Source organism: Polynucleobacter sp. 15G-AUS-farblos (assembly GCF_018882445.1).
Lineage (GTDB): Bacteria > Pseudomonadota > Gammaproteobacteria > Burkholderiales > Burkholderiaceae > Polynucleobacter.
In genome coordinates this window covers 87,829-103,389 of sequence record NZ_JACVOM010000006.1, presented here as the reverse complement: position 1 = coordinate 103,389, position 15,561 = coordinate 87,829, and the positions used below count along the sequence as shown (strand labels likewise).

Genomic DNA, 15,561 nt, shown 5'->3' with positions numbered 1-15,561 from the left:
AATTAAACCTTCAAAATACGTTCGCCGCGACCAATACCAGAGCCGCCCGAACGCACAGTTTCCAAAATCGAAGCACGATCAATTGAATCAATGAAGGCATCTAGCTTAGAGCTATCACCAGTCAACTCGATGGTGTAGCTTTTATCAGTCACATCAATAATGCGTCCGCGAAAAATATCGGTAGTTCGCTTTAACTCTTCACGCTCTTTACCAACTGCACGCACCTTGATCATCATGAGCTCGCGCTCAATATGAGGGCCTTCACTTAAATCAAATACCTTAACCACCTCAACCAAGCGATTTAAATGCTTCGTAATCTGCTCGATCACATCATCGGAACCAATAGTAACGATAGTCATGCGAGACAAAGAAGGATCTTCAGTTGGCGCAACGCTCAATGTCTCGATGTTGTAGCCACGCGCAGAAAAAAGTCCGACCACTCGGGATAAGGCACCTGGCTCGTTCTCAATTAATACAGAAATAATATGTCGCATTACAGATCCTCACTACCCAATAACATTTCGGTAATACCTTTGCCTGCTTGAACCATAGGCCAAACGTTTTCTTCTGGGTCTGTTTGGAAATCCATAAATACAGTGCGATCTTTCAGGCGAATCGCTTCTTTCAAAGCACCTTCAACATCTGACTTCTTCTCAATGCGCATGCCAACGTGACCAAAAGCTTCGGCCAACTTTACAAAATCAGGCAATGAGTCCATATAAGAACTAGAGTAGCGCTTGTTATAAGTCAGCTCTTGCCATTGACGAACCATACCAAGGTAGCGGTTATTCAATGAAACAATCTTTACTGGTGTGTTGTATTGCTTACAGGTAGAAAGCTCCTGAATACACATCTGGATTGAACCTTCTCCAGTGATAGCAAATACATCCTTATCTGGGAAAGCTTTCTTAATTCCCATGGCATAAGGCAAGCCGACACCCATGGTTCCTAGTCCACCAGAGTTAATCCAACGGCGAGGCTGATCAAATTTATAGAACTGTGCGGCCCACATTTGATGCTGACCAACGTCTGAAGTAATAAAGGCATCACCGCCCGTGAGTTCCCATAATTTTTGAACTACGTACTGAGGCTTCACAATTTGTGATGCCTCGTCATACTTCAAGCAATCTTTTTTGCGCCACTCATTAATCTGCTCCCACCACGCGGCAACCTTCTCACCATTCTTGCGTGGGCCAGCAACCTTAAGTTGAGCCGTCATCTCCTGCAATACCTCTTTGAGATCACCGACGATAGGAACATCCACCTTCACACGTTTAGAAATCACGGATGGGTCGATATCAATATGAATGATTTTGCGAGGGTGGCTTGCAAAGTGCGCAGTGTTACCGATCACGCGATCATCAAAGCGTGCACCAATTGCAATCAACACATCACTGTGTTGCATTGCCATATTGGCTTCATAGGTTCCATGCATACCCAACATGCCCACAAATTGAGGACTAGTTCCGGGGAAGCCGCCTAGGCCCATGAGGGTATTGGTCACTGGATAACCTAATAGCTCTGCAAACTCTTTAAGTTCCGGAGCGGCATCCGACAAAATCACGCCGCCACCAGTGTAAATATAGGGGCGCTCTGCTTCTTGCAACAAAGAAATTGCTTTGCGAATTTGACCGCTATGACCCTTCACAACTGGGTTATAAGAACGCATCTCCAGGGTTTCTGGATAAACAAAAGGACCCTTAGCAGCAGAGATATCCTTAGGGATATCAATCAATACTGGTCCAGGGCGCCCTGTCTGCGCAATATGAAAAGCCTTCTTCAACACCAATGGCAGATCTTTAACATCCTTAACCAAGAAATTGTGCTTCACAATAGGGCGCGTAATACCAACTGTGTCAGCTTCTTGGAAGGCATCTTCACCGATAGCATGAGTTGGCACGTTTCCACTGATGATCACCATTGGGATCGAATCAGTGTAGGCAGTAGCAATCCCAGTAACGGCATTTGTTACGCCTGGACCTGATGTGACTAGTGCAACGCCAACCTTACCGGTTGCACGAGCGTAGCCATCTGCTGCATGCACAGCTGCTTGTTCATGTCGAACCAAAATATGTTCGAACTTATCCTGCTTGAAAATTTCATCATAGATAAAAAGTACCGAACCGCCTGGGTAACCCCATACGAATTCAACACCTTCTTTGTGCAAGGCTTGCACTAACATTTCAGCACCAATCATCTCTGGAGGTGCGTCTACGGTATTGGGATTTGCTGAGTCTTTGTTAGCTTTAGAAGCTAAAAATTCGGCGCTGCTTGTATTCATTTTCTTTCGTCCTTTGCAATTTTCGGCAAAAAATTGTTTAGTCTGTTCTGTCTCTTGCTTGTGGCCCGAGTTCGAACGGCGCTGCTACCGGAAAAACCACTTCGTAAATGAGAATCTAGGTAGTAAGCCCTATATTCTATAGTAATCCCCTAAAATGACCCAATTCTCACTGATTGGGGTCTAATCGACTGCATGGCATCAGCCCAAGAACTATCTGACTTTCTGAGTGGTATCGAGCAGCGCGCCTTCAAGCAAGCCGTTTACGCTGTGCGTGACGATGATGCTGCTCTAGATATCGTTCAGGATGCCATGATTAAGTTGGCTGAGAAATATGGAGACCGGCCTGCAGTTGAACTTCCTCTCGTTTTCACTCGTATACTCCAAAATCGCATTCATGATTGGTTTAGACGACAAAAAGTACGCAATACCTGGGTCACCCTATTTTCAAATATGGGTAAAAAATCGGATGAAAACGATGATTTTGACCCCTTAGAGTCACTTTCCGCTCCTGATGACAGTGAAATACACCAAGATGGTGCCCATAAACTAGAACAAAGTCAGCTTTTACAGGCTTTAGAGTCAGAAATATCCAAATTACCTGTACGTCAACGAGAAGCCTTCCTGATGCGTTATTGGGATGAGCTCAGTATTACTGAAACTGCTAAAGCGATGAGTTGTAGCGAGGGTAGCGTGAAAACGCATTGCTCTCGGGCAACCCAAGCTTTAGCTAAAGCATTGAAATTAAAAGGAATTACGCTGTGAACCACCTTGATAACCAAGCAAACCAGACCCAAGTTGACCAATTTGGCCAGGCTAGCGCTGCTCTCCTGCGCAAAGGGACTCTACCTAAAGAAATCAAAGATCGTCTCTATGCAGCTCGCATGAAGGCTATTTCTCTTAAAAAGCCTGAAAAGGTTCTCGTACAGAAACGCGCCTTTGCAAGCTCTGCTGGAAGCTGGGGCTCCAGATCTTCTAACGGTATTTGGGACACGATTGGTTGGATAGCTCCATTAGCAGTCTTGGTCTTTGGTCTCATTGGTATTGCTCAATGGCAAGATGATTCTCGCATTAACGACATTGCGGAAGTTGATGCCGCCCTGTTGACTGATGATGTGCCACCGGATGCATATGCTGATAGCGGATTCATGGCCTTCCTCAAGAATGGCCCTCTCTCCGACTCCAGCAACGATTCGCCAAATACTATTCAAAGTAAATAATCTAAGCCTGCTCGAATGCCGCTAAGCCTAAAGCCCTTTCTCGCTAGCGCTTGTTTAGCCCTTGCTTTAGGCCCCATTTCCTTTGGCATTTCCAATGCACAGACAGTAAGCGGTTCAGCTGGCACGCAAAGCAAGGTTGTTGCCACCCCAGAAAAGAAACCTGATGGGACTTGGGAAGGACTAAAACCGAGTCAACAAAAGATTCTTGCACCGCTAGAAAGTGACTGGGACTACATGCCCCCTGATAGTCGTAAAAAATGGATTCAAGTTTCTAACATCTACCCCAAAATGAGCGCTCAAGATCAAGAGCGTCTGCAATCCAGAATGACAAGCTGGTCTAATCTTTCCCAAAAAGATCGTCGACTGGCACGCGATAATTACTTAAGTAGTCTCAAGTTTCCTGCAGAGAAAAAAGCTGAAGCTTGGAATGCTTATCAAAAACTGAGTGATGATCAAAAAAAGAAATTGGCTGAATCAGAGGTAAAGAAAAAACCGACAGCCACCAATGCACCCACTTTGCAACAGCACCCCATTAAACAAAATTCGACACTTACGCCTATTACCCCAGCTGAACCCCCCACTCCCAGCAGTAATGCTGAAAGCACTACAAGTAATAACTAATTTTCATCACCCTTTGATTGTTAAGCGGTTCTATGACGCCAGCTGAATTAAACGATTTACCCTCACCTCAATTTTGGCGCCGTGTCTTCTGTGGTCTATATGAGCAGCTTGTATTGTTAGGAGTTATTGCGTTTACTTTTTTATTGCCGAACCTGGGGCTAGGCATCCTATTCGGCGTGTCACTCCCAAGTTGGCTTACCTTTCTCTATCTCTATCTTGTTCTCGGATTTTATTTTGTTTGGTATTGGACTAAATCCGGACAGACCTTGGCGATGCAAACTTGGCGAGTAAGGATGATTGATAAAAGCGGCTTTACCCTCAACAGACGCCAAGCTATTTGGCGTTATATTTTTGGATCGCTTTGGATCATTCCATGCGTTGCACTTCAGGCAATCTTTCATTTAGAGAAATGGCAAATTGTTGAAATGCTTTTTGCTGTGGCGCTATTTATCTGGCCACTTAGCATTTATCTTGATCGTAAGGACCCTAAAGAACGTCAGGGGCTGCCTGATCGTTTTGCTGGCACTCGCTTGGTTGAGCTTCCTAAAAATCTCGTGACGCTTACTTAAAAGCTTCTATCGAGACTAGCTTGCCCTGAGGCATTCAATGGCAGTAGCAGTTTGAATTTTCTTTTGAAAACGATAACCCGCCAATAAACATGAAGTGATCCCAAATCCAAGCCCCATTAGCAGGGCTTGAATAAAGGCATTAAATTCAATTTCAAGCACATAACGTCCCAGGGCCCAAGCAGCAGCGCTAGCGGCTATTCCCGCCAATGATCCTGCTAGAGCACCAATAATCAAAAGCTCAATGTTGGCAATTCTCGCTAAGACTTGTCGAGATGCACCAAGCGCCTTTAGTAAGGCTGCATTTCTAAAGCGCTCATCTTGAGTCGCTGATATTGCCGCTATTAAGACCAGAACTGCTGCAATGACCGTAAATGCAAATAAAAGACTCAGGGCTGCAGTTAGCTTATTCAAGACATCCTGTATTTGCTGCATAGATGCAGTGACATCCACCACCGTGAGATTGGGATAAGCTTGACTTAAGCGGAAATCGAGATTGTCTCGATTGGAATCTTGATAGTAAGAAGTAATCCAAGATTGAGGTGATTGATTTAATGGGCCAGGCGGCATGATGACAAAAAAGTTCACGCGCATAGAACCCCAATCTAACTTGCGCAAGGAAGTAATGGGGGCAGTAATTTTTTCTCCTGCCACTTCAAAGCTAAGCTCATCCCCCAGTTTTAACTTTAAGGTCTTAGCAATTCCCATTTCTAAGGATATTTGGGGGGCACTACCCTCATGCCACTTGCCCGAAACTATACGGTTGCCACTCGGCAACTCATTGGTGTAAGAAAGATTGAACTCACGATCAACCAGTCGACGCGCATTTTCTTCTTGGTATGTATTGGGAGTAATAGCTCGCTGATTGATCTCTATCAGTCTACCTCGCACCATAGGATAAAAATCGGGCTTGGGGACACCTGCATTGCCTAACATCTCATCAATGCCTTGTTTTTGATTTTCTTGGACATTAATCATGAAGCGATTGGGTGCATCAGCGGGAATATTTCCTTGCCAGGCGCTCAACAAATCCTGGCGCAATAACAAAATCATGAGCAAAGCCATGATGGCAATGCCCAGAGCCGTAATCTGCACAACTGCGTACGTCACGCTTCTGCCCTGTGCCAGCAATACAAAACGGAGTGCAAAGTATTGAGTATGAATACGGGAAAGCAGACGAAGAAAGAACCAGGAAATAAATGAAAACAAGGCAACGGCAGCACCAAAACTCAGCGCAGTCCAAAGAGCCAGCTTCCAATCGCGCGCCGCAATCGCGATTAAGGCAAGGCAAGATCCAAGACCAAATAATGCAACCCAAATGGCAATGCGGGGCAGTCCAGCATATTCTTTTCTGATCAACCTAACGGGAGATACCTTTACCAAACCCAACAAGGGAGGTAGTGCAAAGCCGAATAATAAAAAGCAAGATAGAGCGGCACTCCATAGCACCGGCCAAATGGACACGCTTTGCATATTGCCCATAACTAAATTGCCAAGGGCCAAAAGCAGAATCTGCTGCACTAAGAAACCTAGAATAGATCCCAAAACTGCAGCGATGATGCCCAGACCTAAGAGCGTAGTTAGCTGCTTAGTCAAAATACTGGATGAGCTAGCCCCCAAGCACTTGAGTACCGCGCATGCATCTGCCTGCTTAAGAACATAACGACGCGCTGATAAGGCAATTGCTACTGCAGAAACCATTGCGGTTAATAAAGCGATCAGAGAAAGAAAGCGCTCTGCCCGCTCTAAGGTTTTGCGCATGACAGGTTGAGCATTCTCAAGTGTCTCTATGCGAACCCCTCTTAGACCTTGTGCCTTAATAGCAGTATTAGCCCATTGTTCATATGCTTGAATATCCGCATCATCACCAGCCAATAACAAGCGGTAAGTAACCCTACTTCCCAATCCAAGCAAACCTGTCGTTGGCAAGTCTTCGATAGACATCATGACCCTAGGAGCAAAGTTCATAAAGCCAGCTCCTCGATCTAATTCACGAGTTAGCACTCCACCAATGACAAATTGACTATTGCCTAGCTTCAGTTGCTCGCCCACTTTTGCTCGCAGGCTAGCTAGCATTGCAGCATCAACCCAAACAGTACCAGGGGATGGGCCTTTTTTAACAGGACCCTGGAGTGAAGATTCAACCTGCAAGGCTCCGCGTAAGGGATAAGCGCCACTTACCGCTTTTAAGGAAGATAACTTGCTCTGAGCTCCCGTGCTCGCCATAGAGGGAAAAACGATCGTATTGGCAATCTGTAGATTTCTTTTTTTGGCTTCCTCTACAAAGATGTCGGGCAAAGTTTGATCAGAGGCAATCAATAGATCCGATGCAAGCAGTTGCCGCGCATCAAATGCAAAGGTTCTTTGCATGCGATCAGCTAGAAAACTGACGCTAGAAAGTGCTGTTACAGAAAGCGTTAAGGCTACGATCAACCAAACTAACTCGGTTGATCGTAGGTCTTGGCGTAAGCCCTTAATGAGGCGAGATAGGGATCCGATCAAACTGCTTGAGTCTGACCGCCATCTATGCGCATGACGGTGCCAGTAATAAAGGAAGCGTTTTGACTTGCCAAGAAAGCAGCTGCATCGCCATATTCAGCAGGATCGCCGTAACGACCCATCGGAATTTGTCGCAAGCTTGCTTTCACAACCTCTTCGTAAGTAGTAGATTCACGCTTAGCACGCGCTTCATCAAGTTGACGCAAACGTTCAGTAGCAACCCGTCCTGGCATGATGATATTGACAGTAATTCCTTCTGTGGCAACCTCAGCTGACAAAGTCTTGGACCAAGCCTGTAATGCTGCGCGCAAGGTATTAGAGATAGCTAGATTCTTAATTGGCGCAATCGCACCAGAAGTGGTGCTAGTAATAATGCGTCCCCACTTACGCTCGCGCATCCCTGGTAGGACACGGTCAGTAATGGCGATCAAAGAAAGCACCATATCGTTAAAAGACTTTTGCCACAAAGCAGGGTCTTGTCCAGCCGCTGGAGTTGGAGGAGGCCCACCAGTGTTGTTAATCAAGATATCAATAGGACCAAGCTCTTGCTCTACCTTAGAGACCATGCCGTCGATTACAGAATGATCAGATAAATCCCAACTCAAGGCTAGTGCAACACCACCAGCTGCTTCAATGAGCTCAACTGATTTCTTAAGGCCCTCTGGATTACGTCCAGTAACTGCGACCTTAACACCTTCTTTAGCCAATGAAACTGCCATAGCTTGACCGAGACCACGGCTTGATGCCATGACTAAGGCAACCTTACCTTTAATTCCTAAATCCATATGTCCCCCACCTATTTTTTTAATCTAGTTGTAATTTTTGCTTTGCTACGACTTCTTTATAAACCGAATACTCCGCTCTAATTTCTTTTGAGAAGGCTTCTGGTCCATTCACATTAATAATAGAGCCTGTATCTTCAATCCGCTTTTTAACAGCAGGATCAGCGATTACCTTCTGTATAGCTACATAGAATTTATCCACAACATCTTTTGGTAGCCCTGATGGACCTAATAGGCCGTAATAAGCCATCCGATTGACAGGGGCTAAGCCCACTTCAGCAAAGGTAGGCACATTTGGCAATTGGGCCAAGCGCTTAGGAGCGGCCACCACGATGGGGATCAACTTTCCGTCCTTGATAAAAGGCAATGAGGAAGGTAAATTATCAAAAATCATCGAAACCTGACCACCTACGGTATCAGCCAATGCAGGACCAGCACCGCGGTAAGGGATATGCACAATAAATACACCAGCTAGGCTTTTGAATAACTCTGTCTGCAAATGGCCAATGCCGCCTGTTCCAGAACTGGAATAGGTATACATCCCTGGATTTGCTTTTAGTACAGCTAAAAAGGTTTTAAAGTCTTTCGCTGGGAATGATGGATTTACTGAAATCACATTCGGAGTGGCTGCAATATTGGTAATGGCCGTGAAATCTGTAATTGGATCATAGCCAATCTTCGGGTTGATCGCAGGGTTAGCGGCAGTAGTAGAAACCGTTGCCATTCCAATGGTGTAGCCATCCTTAGGCGCACGCATTACTTCTAGGGCGCCAACGGATCCCCCTCCACCCGCCTTATTTTCAACAATCACTGGCTGCCCCAATTGACGACCTAGAGAATCAGCTACCGCGCGGGCAATGATGTCTGTACTTCCCCCGGGAGCAAAAGGGACCACCAAGCGAATAGGCTTATTAGGAAATGTTTGCGCAAAGGCATGACTGCCAACCAGCAAGCCTAAACCCAGCAAAGCGGATTTAAGGAATCCCAAAAGCAAATGATGAAATTGATGTGCCTTCATATATTTACCGTCCTAATGGTTTTGGTAAGTTACCAGCGTATTTATACAGCTGGGCTTCGTATTCTTTAAAGATTTCTGCAAGCGCTTGTTGCTGCCCCAATACCAATGCTTGAGGGGTATTGTCTTTAAGAGCAATACGCTTGGAGTAGCGATTCGTGCCAATAATTGGATTACCTATTCCTGCATTGGTAGCAGTCAAAAAGAATTCAACTGTTACTACGGCTTCAGGCTTAACGCGGTAATCACCATAAAATTCCTCAACAGACGCTTGCAAGGTATAGAACGGGAAAAAGCTGTTACCCTGCCCTAATGTTGCAGCAAATATATTGGCCTGATTAAGCCACTGGCGTTCTGCATTGGCAAACATCTCAGCAGGAATGACGCTATAAATATTGTAAAAATCTTTTTCGTAGCGTTGATCACCAAGTCGGTAAACCAATGATTTGCCGTCAAATGGCGGCGCCACTGAAACGGCTCCAATCTTGAGCCAAAATTCTGTTCTTGGCTTGTAGGGGGCTCCCGTACGCTCAGGTGCAATCATCCATGCGCTGGGCGTTACTGGGGCACGCGTAGGTAATGAACAAGACACCAAAGTCAATAGTGCAATTGCAGTCAGAATGTAGTGTTTCATTTTTGGGCTCCTGATTGGCTTTGTGTGCCATTCATAGGTAACACGATCTTCGGAGGCGGCTCAGCCCAAAGCAGACTAGCAGGCGACTGACTCGCAATGCGACTGAGTTCATTCAAATTCTCACTGACCTGCTTTAAGTTTTCTAGCGTTGAAGCGGTATCACCCTGAGCGCTTGTGATGGTTTGACGCAATGAGGTCACAGCACCAACGAGCTCACGCATCAAAATATTTAACTCATCCTTATCAGTCACCTTAGCAATGCGAGTCAGCAATACATTCAGCTCTTTAACTGAGCGAATAAAGCCTTCGTTTCCTTTGCCATCACCAATCATCATGGTATTAATGCTGACCAATACTTCGTCAATCTTCTTTTGAGTTGAGTCAATATTCATTTGATTGGCCGAATCAATGAACTTTTGAATCCCAGAAATAATCTCATCTGTCTGATTTGGCATCGAGGGCAACACTGGATATTCAGGCTGCCAGCTATAAGGTAACGCTGGGTAATCTGTAGCGCTTGATACAAAATCGAGCTCAATATAGTTCACTCCAGTAATGCCCTTAGATTTCACACGAGCACGTAGATTGTCTTTAATGAAATGATTTAACTGGTCTTCCGTCACCTCATCACCAAAAATTTTCATACGAACGACAACATATTGCCTTCTGTTTTCAAAGGGTAGATTTTTCTCATAAGTATCACCAGAAAGTCCGATAGTAGTAACCTGACCAATCTTGACACCCCTAAAACGGACTGCCGCTCCAGAATCCAGACCAGTAACTGATTGCTTGATATAGGTCTCTAAGTAGAACGATTTCTTAAAAAACTTCCCTGAGCCAAAGATCAGAATGACAGCTATCAGCACTCCAATTGCTGCGAGTACAAATGCGCCAAGACGAAAATAATTGGGATTGGAGTTTTTACTCATGCGACATCCTTGCTCATAATGCGATTAAAGAATTGATGGACTCGTGGATCGGTACAGGTGTCTCTTAGTACTTTAGGATCACCTTCGGCAATAATGCCCTTGGCACCCTTATCTAACATGATGACCTTATCAGCAATGGCATAAATACTTGCCAATTCATGCGATACGATCACAAAGGTAATCCCTAAATTTTTGGAGAGGTCCATGATGGTGCTATCGAGATCAGCAGAGGTAATGGGATCTAGACCTGCCGAAGGTTCATCTAAAAATAAGATCTTAGGGTCAAGTGCCATAGCACGAGCTATGGCAGCCCTTTTCTGCATACCACCACTAATTTCACTAGGCATGTAAGACTCATAAGGCAGCAAACCCACCAAATCCAACTTACAACGTGCCAAGAGATTCATTTCGCTTTCACTTAGCTGAGTGTATTCCTGCATGAAGAGCGTGACATTGTCTAGCAAATTCATGGAGCCAAATAATGCGCCTTGCTGGTACATCACACCAAAGCTCGTCATAATTTTTTGACGCTGGGCACCCTGCGCGGCAGTGATATTCTGCCCCTCAATAAATACATCGCCAGATAGCGGTTGATATAGACCGAAGAGGTTCTTAAGGAGACTGGATTTACCGCAGCCAGAACCGCCTAAGATCACAAAAATTTCACCATTATTGACTGTGAAATTAAGATCCTTCATCAGCACATTGGATCCATATCCCACTGTGAGATTTTGAACATCAATAGCGTAGGAGCTTGGGTTCATGTCTGTCATCAGAAACCCGTCTTATAAGAGATCACAGCAAAGATACCGTCAACGAGCACGATCATGACGATACTGCTGACGACTGCCCTAGTAGCAGATATGCCCACGGCAGCAGCACCCGTGCCAGTCTGCATACCACGTAAGCAACCTACTGCAGAGACAACCACACCAAAGAGCGTTGCCTTAACCAGGCCGGATCCAATATCTTCAACATCTACCGCTGCAATCATGCCGTTATAAAAGTTAATAAATGGAATCCCGTATGCCAACATCGTCAACATCGAAGCGAAGATACTCACGATGTCTGCATATAAAGTCAAAATGGGCATGACTAATATTCCCGCAAGCACACGTGGCACTACTAGAAAACGAATTGGGCTCAAACCTCCTGTCACCAACGCATCCACTTCGCTATTTACAGTCATTGTGCCGATCTCGGCAGCAAATGCCGCTGAGGAGCGGCCAGCCAGAAGAATCGCGGTAATGAGTGGCCCCATCTCTCGAACAATTCCGAGCGCTGCTAAAGGGCCTACAAAGGAGGTTGCGCCAAATTGCTGCATTCCAATTGCCGCTTGAAAGGACAAAATGACGCCGATTAAAAAGGCAACCAAACCCACAATGGGCAGTGCCGCAATCCCCGCTTGCACTGCAGCGTTTACAAAATCACCCCAGCGCACTTCACGAGGATGCATCACAGACCAAACTAAATCCGCAGCAAGATGGCCTGTAAAGGTAATGAGACCTTTGGCATCATCCAGAAAATTCTGAGTTGCCATGCCCGTACTCACAATAAAACTTCTCTGGGGCTGAATCACTGGCGTAGGAAACAAATTGTTAATCGGATCAAACTCTTTGAGCAAAGGCTGATAACGAGCAGCTAACCCTTCTAGAGCAAAAGTGCCCCCCGCTTTTTGTTGAGCCTCTTGAAGGTCGATCAAAAAAGCAATACCTGAACCGTCTAAGGAATCCACTTTGGATGCATCAAATGTGAGGGTTTTGGTATTGGATGCGCCCTTCGCCAGCCAGTCATTTTGTGTACTTCGAATTTGAGCCCAAATAAGCCCTAAAGAGTAAACATCCACCTTGCCGCTTAAAACGACTTTTGCATTTGAAGCATCACTTGATGCCCAAGTGGCTACCGGGGCAACCGAAGCAAGAGGGGTGGATTTTGGATTGTCCATACTCAAACTATAAGGGATCTATCAAAGTACTTAAAAAACGCTTCAAAATGAAAGGGGCCTAGTAAAAACTAGGCCCCTGGTATGAGATGGTGCGGCTGGCAGGAATTGAACCCACGACCCCTTGGTTCGTAGCCAAGTACTCTATCCAGCTGAGCTACAGCCGCAACAGCCATAATTATGCCATGGAAGAGAAGAACTACATCACCCCCGCTGGTCACGAACGCATTAAAAAGGAGCTTTTGCAGCTCCTAAACCTTGATCGGCCTGAGGTTGTCAAGGTTGTCCACTGGGCAGCCTCAAATGGAGATCGATCCGAAAATGGGGACTATATCTATGGAAAAAAGCGCCTGCGAGAGATTGATCGAAGAATTCGGTTTTTAAATCAGCGCCTCGAATTTGCCGTGGTTGTAGATAATTTAGCTCGTAAAACCGGTGATGCAGATGCCGAGCAAATCTTCTTTGGAGCAACAGTCACCTACGCACCTGTTCTGGGCACATCTGCAGGCAAAGAAACCACCATTACGATTGTAGGTGTGGATGAAGTGGATTTGGAGATAGGGTACGTAAGCTGGGTCTCTCCTATTGCTAAAGCCTTGATTAAATCTAGGCTTGGAGACTGCGTCAAGATTCAGACGCCTACTGGACCTACTGAAATTGAAATTCTAGACGTTCAATACCTTTGAGGCTTGAACTTAAATTGCCCTAGTACGGGTCACTCTCATCACATCCGGATTGGTACGCAAGCTACGCATCACTTTAGATAAGTGCAAGCGGTCATAGACTTGAATCGTAAATCGAATCGTGACGGAATCCTCTTTATAGCGATCTTCCATTGAGACATTCATGATGTTTGAGTCTGCCGCAGTAACGCTACTAGCCACGCGCGCCAACACACCCTTACCTTGTCTTGTGTCTATTGCTAAATCGACTTCGAATTCTCTATTTAACTCTTTACCCCACTCTACCTCTACCCATTTGTCGCTATCTTTCGATAGCATGCGCAAAGCCACAGGACATTCGTTAGTATGAACTTGTAAGCCTTCACCTTTTCCAAGGTAGCCAATGATGTTGTCTCCAGGGATTGGATGGCAACAAGTCAAAAAGCTAATGGAATTGCCTTCGCGACCATCCACTAAGATGGCCTGTCGCTGGTGATGATGCATCTCTTGAGAGGGCGCTACCCAATCTGCAGCACCTAGACGCATTTGTTCGGAACCACCTACATCGTCAATCAATATCTTTAAACGAATAGCCAACTCTTGTGGTGATCGACGTCCTAGAGCAATATTGACACAGACCTCTTCACGGTTTTTATCACCGGTCCAATGCATCAGTCGCTCCCAAATCTCTGGGGTAATTAGCGCTGCATCTACCCCCTGCTGACGTAGTGCATTGGCAAGCAATCTTTCGCCTAGCTGCAAAGATTCAGAATAGTGTTTCGTTTTTAGGGAGTGTCGAATGGAGGCGCGCGCTTTACCCGTTCTCACAAAAGCAAGCCAGCCTGGATTAGGCTGAGAATTATTAGAAGTGACTACCTCAATAATGTCGCCATTCTTGAGCTCACTACGCAAAGGCAATTGCAAACCATTAATCTTCACAGCGACACAGGTATTACCTAAATCACTATGTATAGAGTATGCGAAGTCGAGCGCTGTGGCACCCCGTGGCAAAGCACGAATTTGGCCTTTTGGTGTAAACACATAGACTGCATCTGGGAAGAGATCGATCTTCACATGCTCTAAGAATTCTTGTGAATCGCCGCTGCTATCTTGAATATCAATCAAGGACTGCAGCCACTGATGTGCCCGATTCTGAACTTCACTCATATCGGGTGAGCCATCTTTATAGGCCCAGTGGGCAGCTACACCAGCCTCTGCCACAGCATGCATCTCCGTTGTACGAATCTGAAACTCTACCGGCACTCCGGAAGGCCCTAAGAGCGTGGTGTGCAGGGATTGATAGCCATTGAGCTTAGGAATCGCAATGTAATCTTTAAACTTTCCTGGCATCGGCTTATATAGAGAATGCAAAATACCTAGAGCACGGTAACACTCATCAATACTATGAACCGTTACCCTAAATGCATACACATCTAAGACCTGTGAAAAACTCACATGCTTGCTACGCATCTTGTTGTAAATACTAAAGAGGGTTTTTTCTCGTCCCCTCAAGTCCACTTCTAAATTGGCTTTTGCAAAGGCCATGCGTGAGGCTTGCAAAATCTTCTCAACCATTTCCTTGCGATTACCACGTGCCCGCTTAACAGCACTTTCAATGACGCGAAAGCGCATTGGCATTGAGTAACGAAAACTGAGATCTTGTAAATCACGGTAAATAATATTAAGACCTAAGCGGTGGGCAATCGGCGCATAAATCTCGATGGTTTCAGCAGCTACCCTCCGACGTTTTTCCATAGGCACAGCATCTAAGGTGCGCATATTATGCGTACGATCGGCAAGCTTCACTAAGATGACGCGAACATCTCTAGCCATCGCCATGAACATCTTCCGAAAGCTCTCGGCCTGGGCTTCAGCATGACTCTGAAACTCTAATTTATCTAGCTTGGTAAGGCCTTCTACTAGCTCGGCGACTTTATTACCAAATTTTTCAACAAGGTCTGCTTTGGAACAGCCAGTATCTTCAATCACGTCATGCAATAAGGCTGCCATGATGGAGGGAGCATCTAAACGCCAGGTAGCACAAAGTTCAGCAACTGCTACAGGATGGGTAATGTAAGGCTCACCACTATGACGGTACTGACCTAGATGAGCAGCATCTGCAAACTGAAATGCTTTTTTAATCTGGGCTACCTCATCTGGCTTGAGATAACTTAATTTCGATAACAAGCTTTCAATCGAAACGACCTGATGCTTTAGCGGCAAATGAGGCGCAGAAGTTGGTCCAAATAAATGACGACTAGATTGTGCCAACAAGGTGGCTAGAATGGACTGCTTATTTTTTTCTGGAGCAGTATCTAAAAGGTTCGCTTGATCTGTGACTAGAGTCTCTTTAGACGAGACTCCGCCAGGGTATTCCGATGATTTTGATGAACCCAGAGGGAGCTCCACACCG

15 protein-coding genes and 1 tRNA gene are annotated in these 15,561 nt (G+C 45.6%); 5 read left to right on the top strand and 11 right to left on the bottom strand.

Translation table 11 applies throughout. The features are described from left to right. Window positions 1-2: 2 nt before the first annotated feature. Both ilvN and ICN41_RS10405 read right to left on the bottom strand, forming a co-directional pair. Complete coding sequence (ilvN, locus tag ICN41_RS10410) at window positions 3-494, bottom strand: acetolactate synthase small subunit (RefSeq protein WP_216292859.1); 492 nt, start codon at window positions 492-494, stop codon at window positions 3-5. Then, a complete protein-coding gene (locus tag ICN41_RS10405) occupies window positions 494-2,281 on the bottom strand; it encodes an acetolactate synthase 3 catalytic subunit (RefSeq protein WP_216292858.1) in 1,788 nt (595 codons plus the stop codon). Before ICN41_RS10405 ends, ilvN begins: the two co-directional genes overlap by 1 nt. A 192-nt stretch (window positions 2,282-2,473) precedes the next feature. On the opposite strand from ICN41_RS10405, the gene ICN41_RS10400 reads away from it, so the two are divergent. Genes ICN41_RS10400 through ICN41_RS10385 form a run of 4 tightly spaced genes read left to right on the top strand, consistent with a single transcriptional unit; the run spans window position 2,474 to window position 4,688 of the window. Then, window positions 2,474-3,043: an RNA polymerase sigma factor gene (locus ICN41_RS10400; protein ID WP_216292857.1), complete on the top strand. Its 570-nt coding sequence runs from the start codon at window positions 2,474-2,476 to the stop codon at window positions 3,041-3,043. Beyond that, the gene (locus ICN41_RS10395; protein WP_216292856.1) at window positions 3,040-3,498 is read left to right on the top strand and encodes a DUF3619 family protein; all 459 of its coding nucleotides are present in this window, start codon (window positions 3,040-3,042) and stop codon (window positions 3,496-3,498) included. The genes ICN41_RS10400 and ICN41_RS10395 overlap by 4 nt, the downstream gene beginning before the upstream one ends. 15 nt (window positions 3,499-3,513) lie before the next feature. Beyond that, on the top strand, window positions 3,514-4,119 hold the full coding sequence (locus ICN41_RS10390) for a DUF3106 domain-containing protein (RefSeq protein ID WP_216292855.1): 606 nt from the start codon (window positions 3,514-3,516) through the stop codon (window positions 4,117-4,119). Between the two features lie 32 nt (window positions 4,120-4,151). After that, on the top strand, window positions 4,152-4,688 hold the full coding sequence (locus tag ICN41_RS10385; RefSeq protein ID WP_216292854.1) for an RDD family protein: 537 nt from the start codon (window positions 4,152-4,154) through the stop codon (window positions 4,686-4,688). Window positions 4,689-4,703: 15 nt separating this feature from the next. On the opposite strand, the gene ICN41_RS10380 is transcribed toward ICN41_RS10385, so the two are convergent. The 8 genes from ICN41_RS10380 to ICN41_RS10345 all read right to left on the bottom strand — a co-directional run bounded on the left by ICN41_RS10380 (window position 4,704) and on the right by ICN41_RS10345 (window position 12,653). Beyond that, the gene (locus ICN41_RS10380; protein ID WP_216292853.1) at window positions 4,704-7,187 is read right to left on the bottom strand and encodes an ABC transporter permease; all 2,484 of its coding nucleotides are present in this window, start codon (window positions 7,185-7,187) and stop codon (window positions 4,704-4,706) included. Next, complete coding sequence (locus tag ICN41_RS10375; protein ID WP_216292852.1) at window positions 7,184-7,969, bottom strand: SDR family oxidoreductase; 786 nt, start codon at window positions 7,967-7,969, stop codon at window positions 7,184-7,186. The genes ICN41_RS10380 and ICN41_RS10375 overlap by 4 nt, the downstream gene beginning before the upstream one ends. A 19-nt stretch (window positions 7,970-7,988) precedes the next feature. Beyond that, window positions 7,989-8,984 (bottom strand): tripartite tricarboxylate transporter substrate binding protein BugE, encoded by a 996-nt coding sequence (locus ICN41_RS10370; RefSeq protein ID WP_216292851.1) that lies wholly within the window; start codon window positions 8,982-8,984, stop codon window positions 7,989-7,991. A 4-nt stretch (window positions 8,985-8,988) separates the two neighbouring features. Beyond that, window positions 8,989-9,615, bottom strand: coding sequence for a membrane integrity-associated transporter subunit PqiC (locus ICN41_RS10365; RefSeq protein WP_216292850.1), 627 nt, complete (start codon window positions 9,613-9,615; stop codon window positions 8,989-8,991). After that, the gene (locus ICN41_RS10360) at window positions 9,612-10,544 is read right to left on the bottom strand and encodes an MlaD family protein (protein ID WP_216292849.1); all 933 of its coding nucleotides are present in this window, start codon (window positions 10,542-10,544) and stop codon (window positions 9,612-9,614) included. Before ICN41_RS10360 ends, ICN41_RS10365 begins: the two co-directional genes overlap by 4 nt. Continuing rightward, the gene (locus ICN41_RS10355; protein ID WP_216292848.1) at window positions 10,541-11,317 is read right to left on the bottom strand and encodes an ABC transporter ATP-binding protein; all 777 of its coding nucleotides are present in this window, start codon (window positions 11,315-11,317) and stop codon (window positions 10,541-10,543) included. Before ICN41_RS10355 ends, ICN41_RS10360 begins: the two co-directional genes overlap by 4 nt. Then, on the bottom strand, window positions 11,317-12,489 hold the full coding sequence (locus ICN41_RS10350) for an ABC transporter permease (RefSeq protein ID WP_216292847.1): 1,173 nt from the start codon (window positions 12,487-12,489) through the stop codon (window positions 11,317-11,319). Before ICN41_RS10350 ends, ICN41_RS10355 begins: the two co-directional genes overlap by 1 nt. An 87-nt stretch (window positions 12,490-12,576) precedes the next feature. Next, window positions 12,577-12,653 (bottom strand) — tRNA-Arg (locus tag ICN41_RS10345). A gap of 18 nt (window positions 12,654-12,671) precedes the next feature. Between ICN41_RS10345 and greB the strand changes: the two genes are divergently transcribed. Further along, window positions 12,672-13,172 (top strand): transcription elongation factor GreB, encoded by a 501-nt coding sequence (greB, locus tag ICN41_RS10340; protein WP_216292846.1) that lies wholly within the window; start codon window positions 12,672-12,674, stop codon window positions 13,170-13,172. A 9-nt stretch (window positions 13,173-13,181) separates the two neighbouring features. On the opposite strand, the gene ICN41_RS10335 is transcribed toward greB, so the two are convergent. After that, window positions 13,182-15,557 (bottom strand): RelA/SpoT family protein, encoded by a 2,376-nt coding sequence (locus tag ICN41_RS10335; protein WP_216292845.1) that lies wholly within the window; start codon window positions 15,555-15,557, stop codon window positions 13,182-13,184. Window positions 15,558-15,561 lie beyond the last annotated feature (4 nt).

Bases quoted from the DNA above. Each gene is read 5' to 3' on its own strand.
- ICN41_RS10375 (WP_216292852.1), bottom strand. From the start codon at position 7,969: ATGGATTTAGGAATTAAAGGTAAGGTTGCCTTAGTCATGGCATCAAGC.
- ICN41_RS10365 (WP_216292850.1), bottom strand. From the start codon at position 9,615: ATGAAACACTACATTCTGACTGCAATTGCACTATTGACTTTGGTGTCT.
- ICN41_RS10360 (WP_216292849.1), bottom strand. From the start codon at position 10,544: ATGAGTAAAAACTCCAATCCCAATTATTTTCGTCTTGGCGCATTTGTA.
- ilvN (WP_216292859.1), bottom strand. From the start codon at position 494: ATGCGACATATTATTTCTGTATTAATTGAGAACGAGCCAGGTGCCTTA.
- ICN41_RS10355 (WP_216292848.1), bottom strand. From the start codon at position 11,317: ATGACAGACATGAACCCAAGCTCCTACGCTATTGATGTTCAAAATCTC.
- greB (WP_216292846.1), top strand. From the start codon at position 12,672: ATGGAAGAGAAGAACTACATCACCCCCGCTGGTCACGAACGCATTAAA.
- ICN41_RS10350 (WP_216292847.1), bottom strand. From the start codon at position 12,489: ATGGACAATCCAAAATCCACCCCTCTTGCTTCGGTTGCCCCGGTAGCC.
- ICN41_RS10385 (WP_216292854.1), top strand. From the start codon at position 4,152: ATGACGCCAGCTGAATTAAACGATTTACCCTCACCTCAATTTTGGCGC.
- ICN41_RS10400 (WP_216292857.1), top strand. From the start codon at position 2,474: ATGGCATCAGCCCAAGAACTATCTGACTTTCTGAGTGGTATCGAGCAG.
- ICN41_RS10370 (WP_216292851.1), bottom strand. From the start codon at position 8,984: ATGAAGGCACATCAATTTCATCATTTGCTTTTGGGATTCCTTAAATCC.
- ICN41_RS10405 (WP_216292858.1), bottom strand. From the start codon at position 2,281: ATGAATACAAGCAGCGCCGAATTTTTAGCTTCTAAAGCTAACAAAGAC.
- ICN41_RS10390 (WP_216292855.1), top strand. From the start codon at position 3,514: ATGCCGCTAAGCCTAAAGCCCTTTCTCGCTAGCGCTTGTTTAGCCCTT.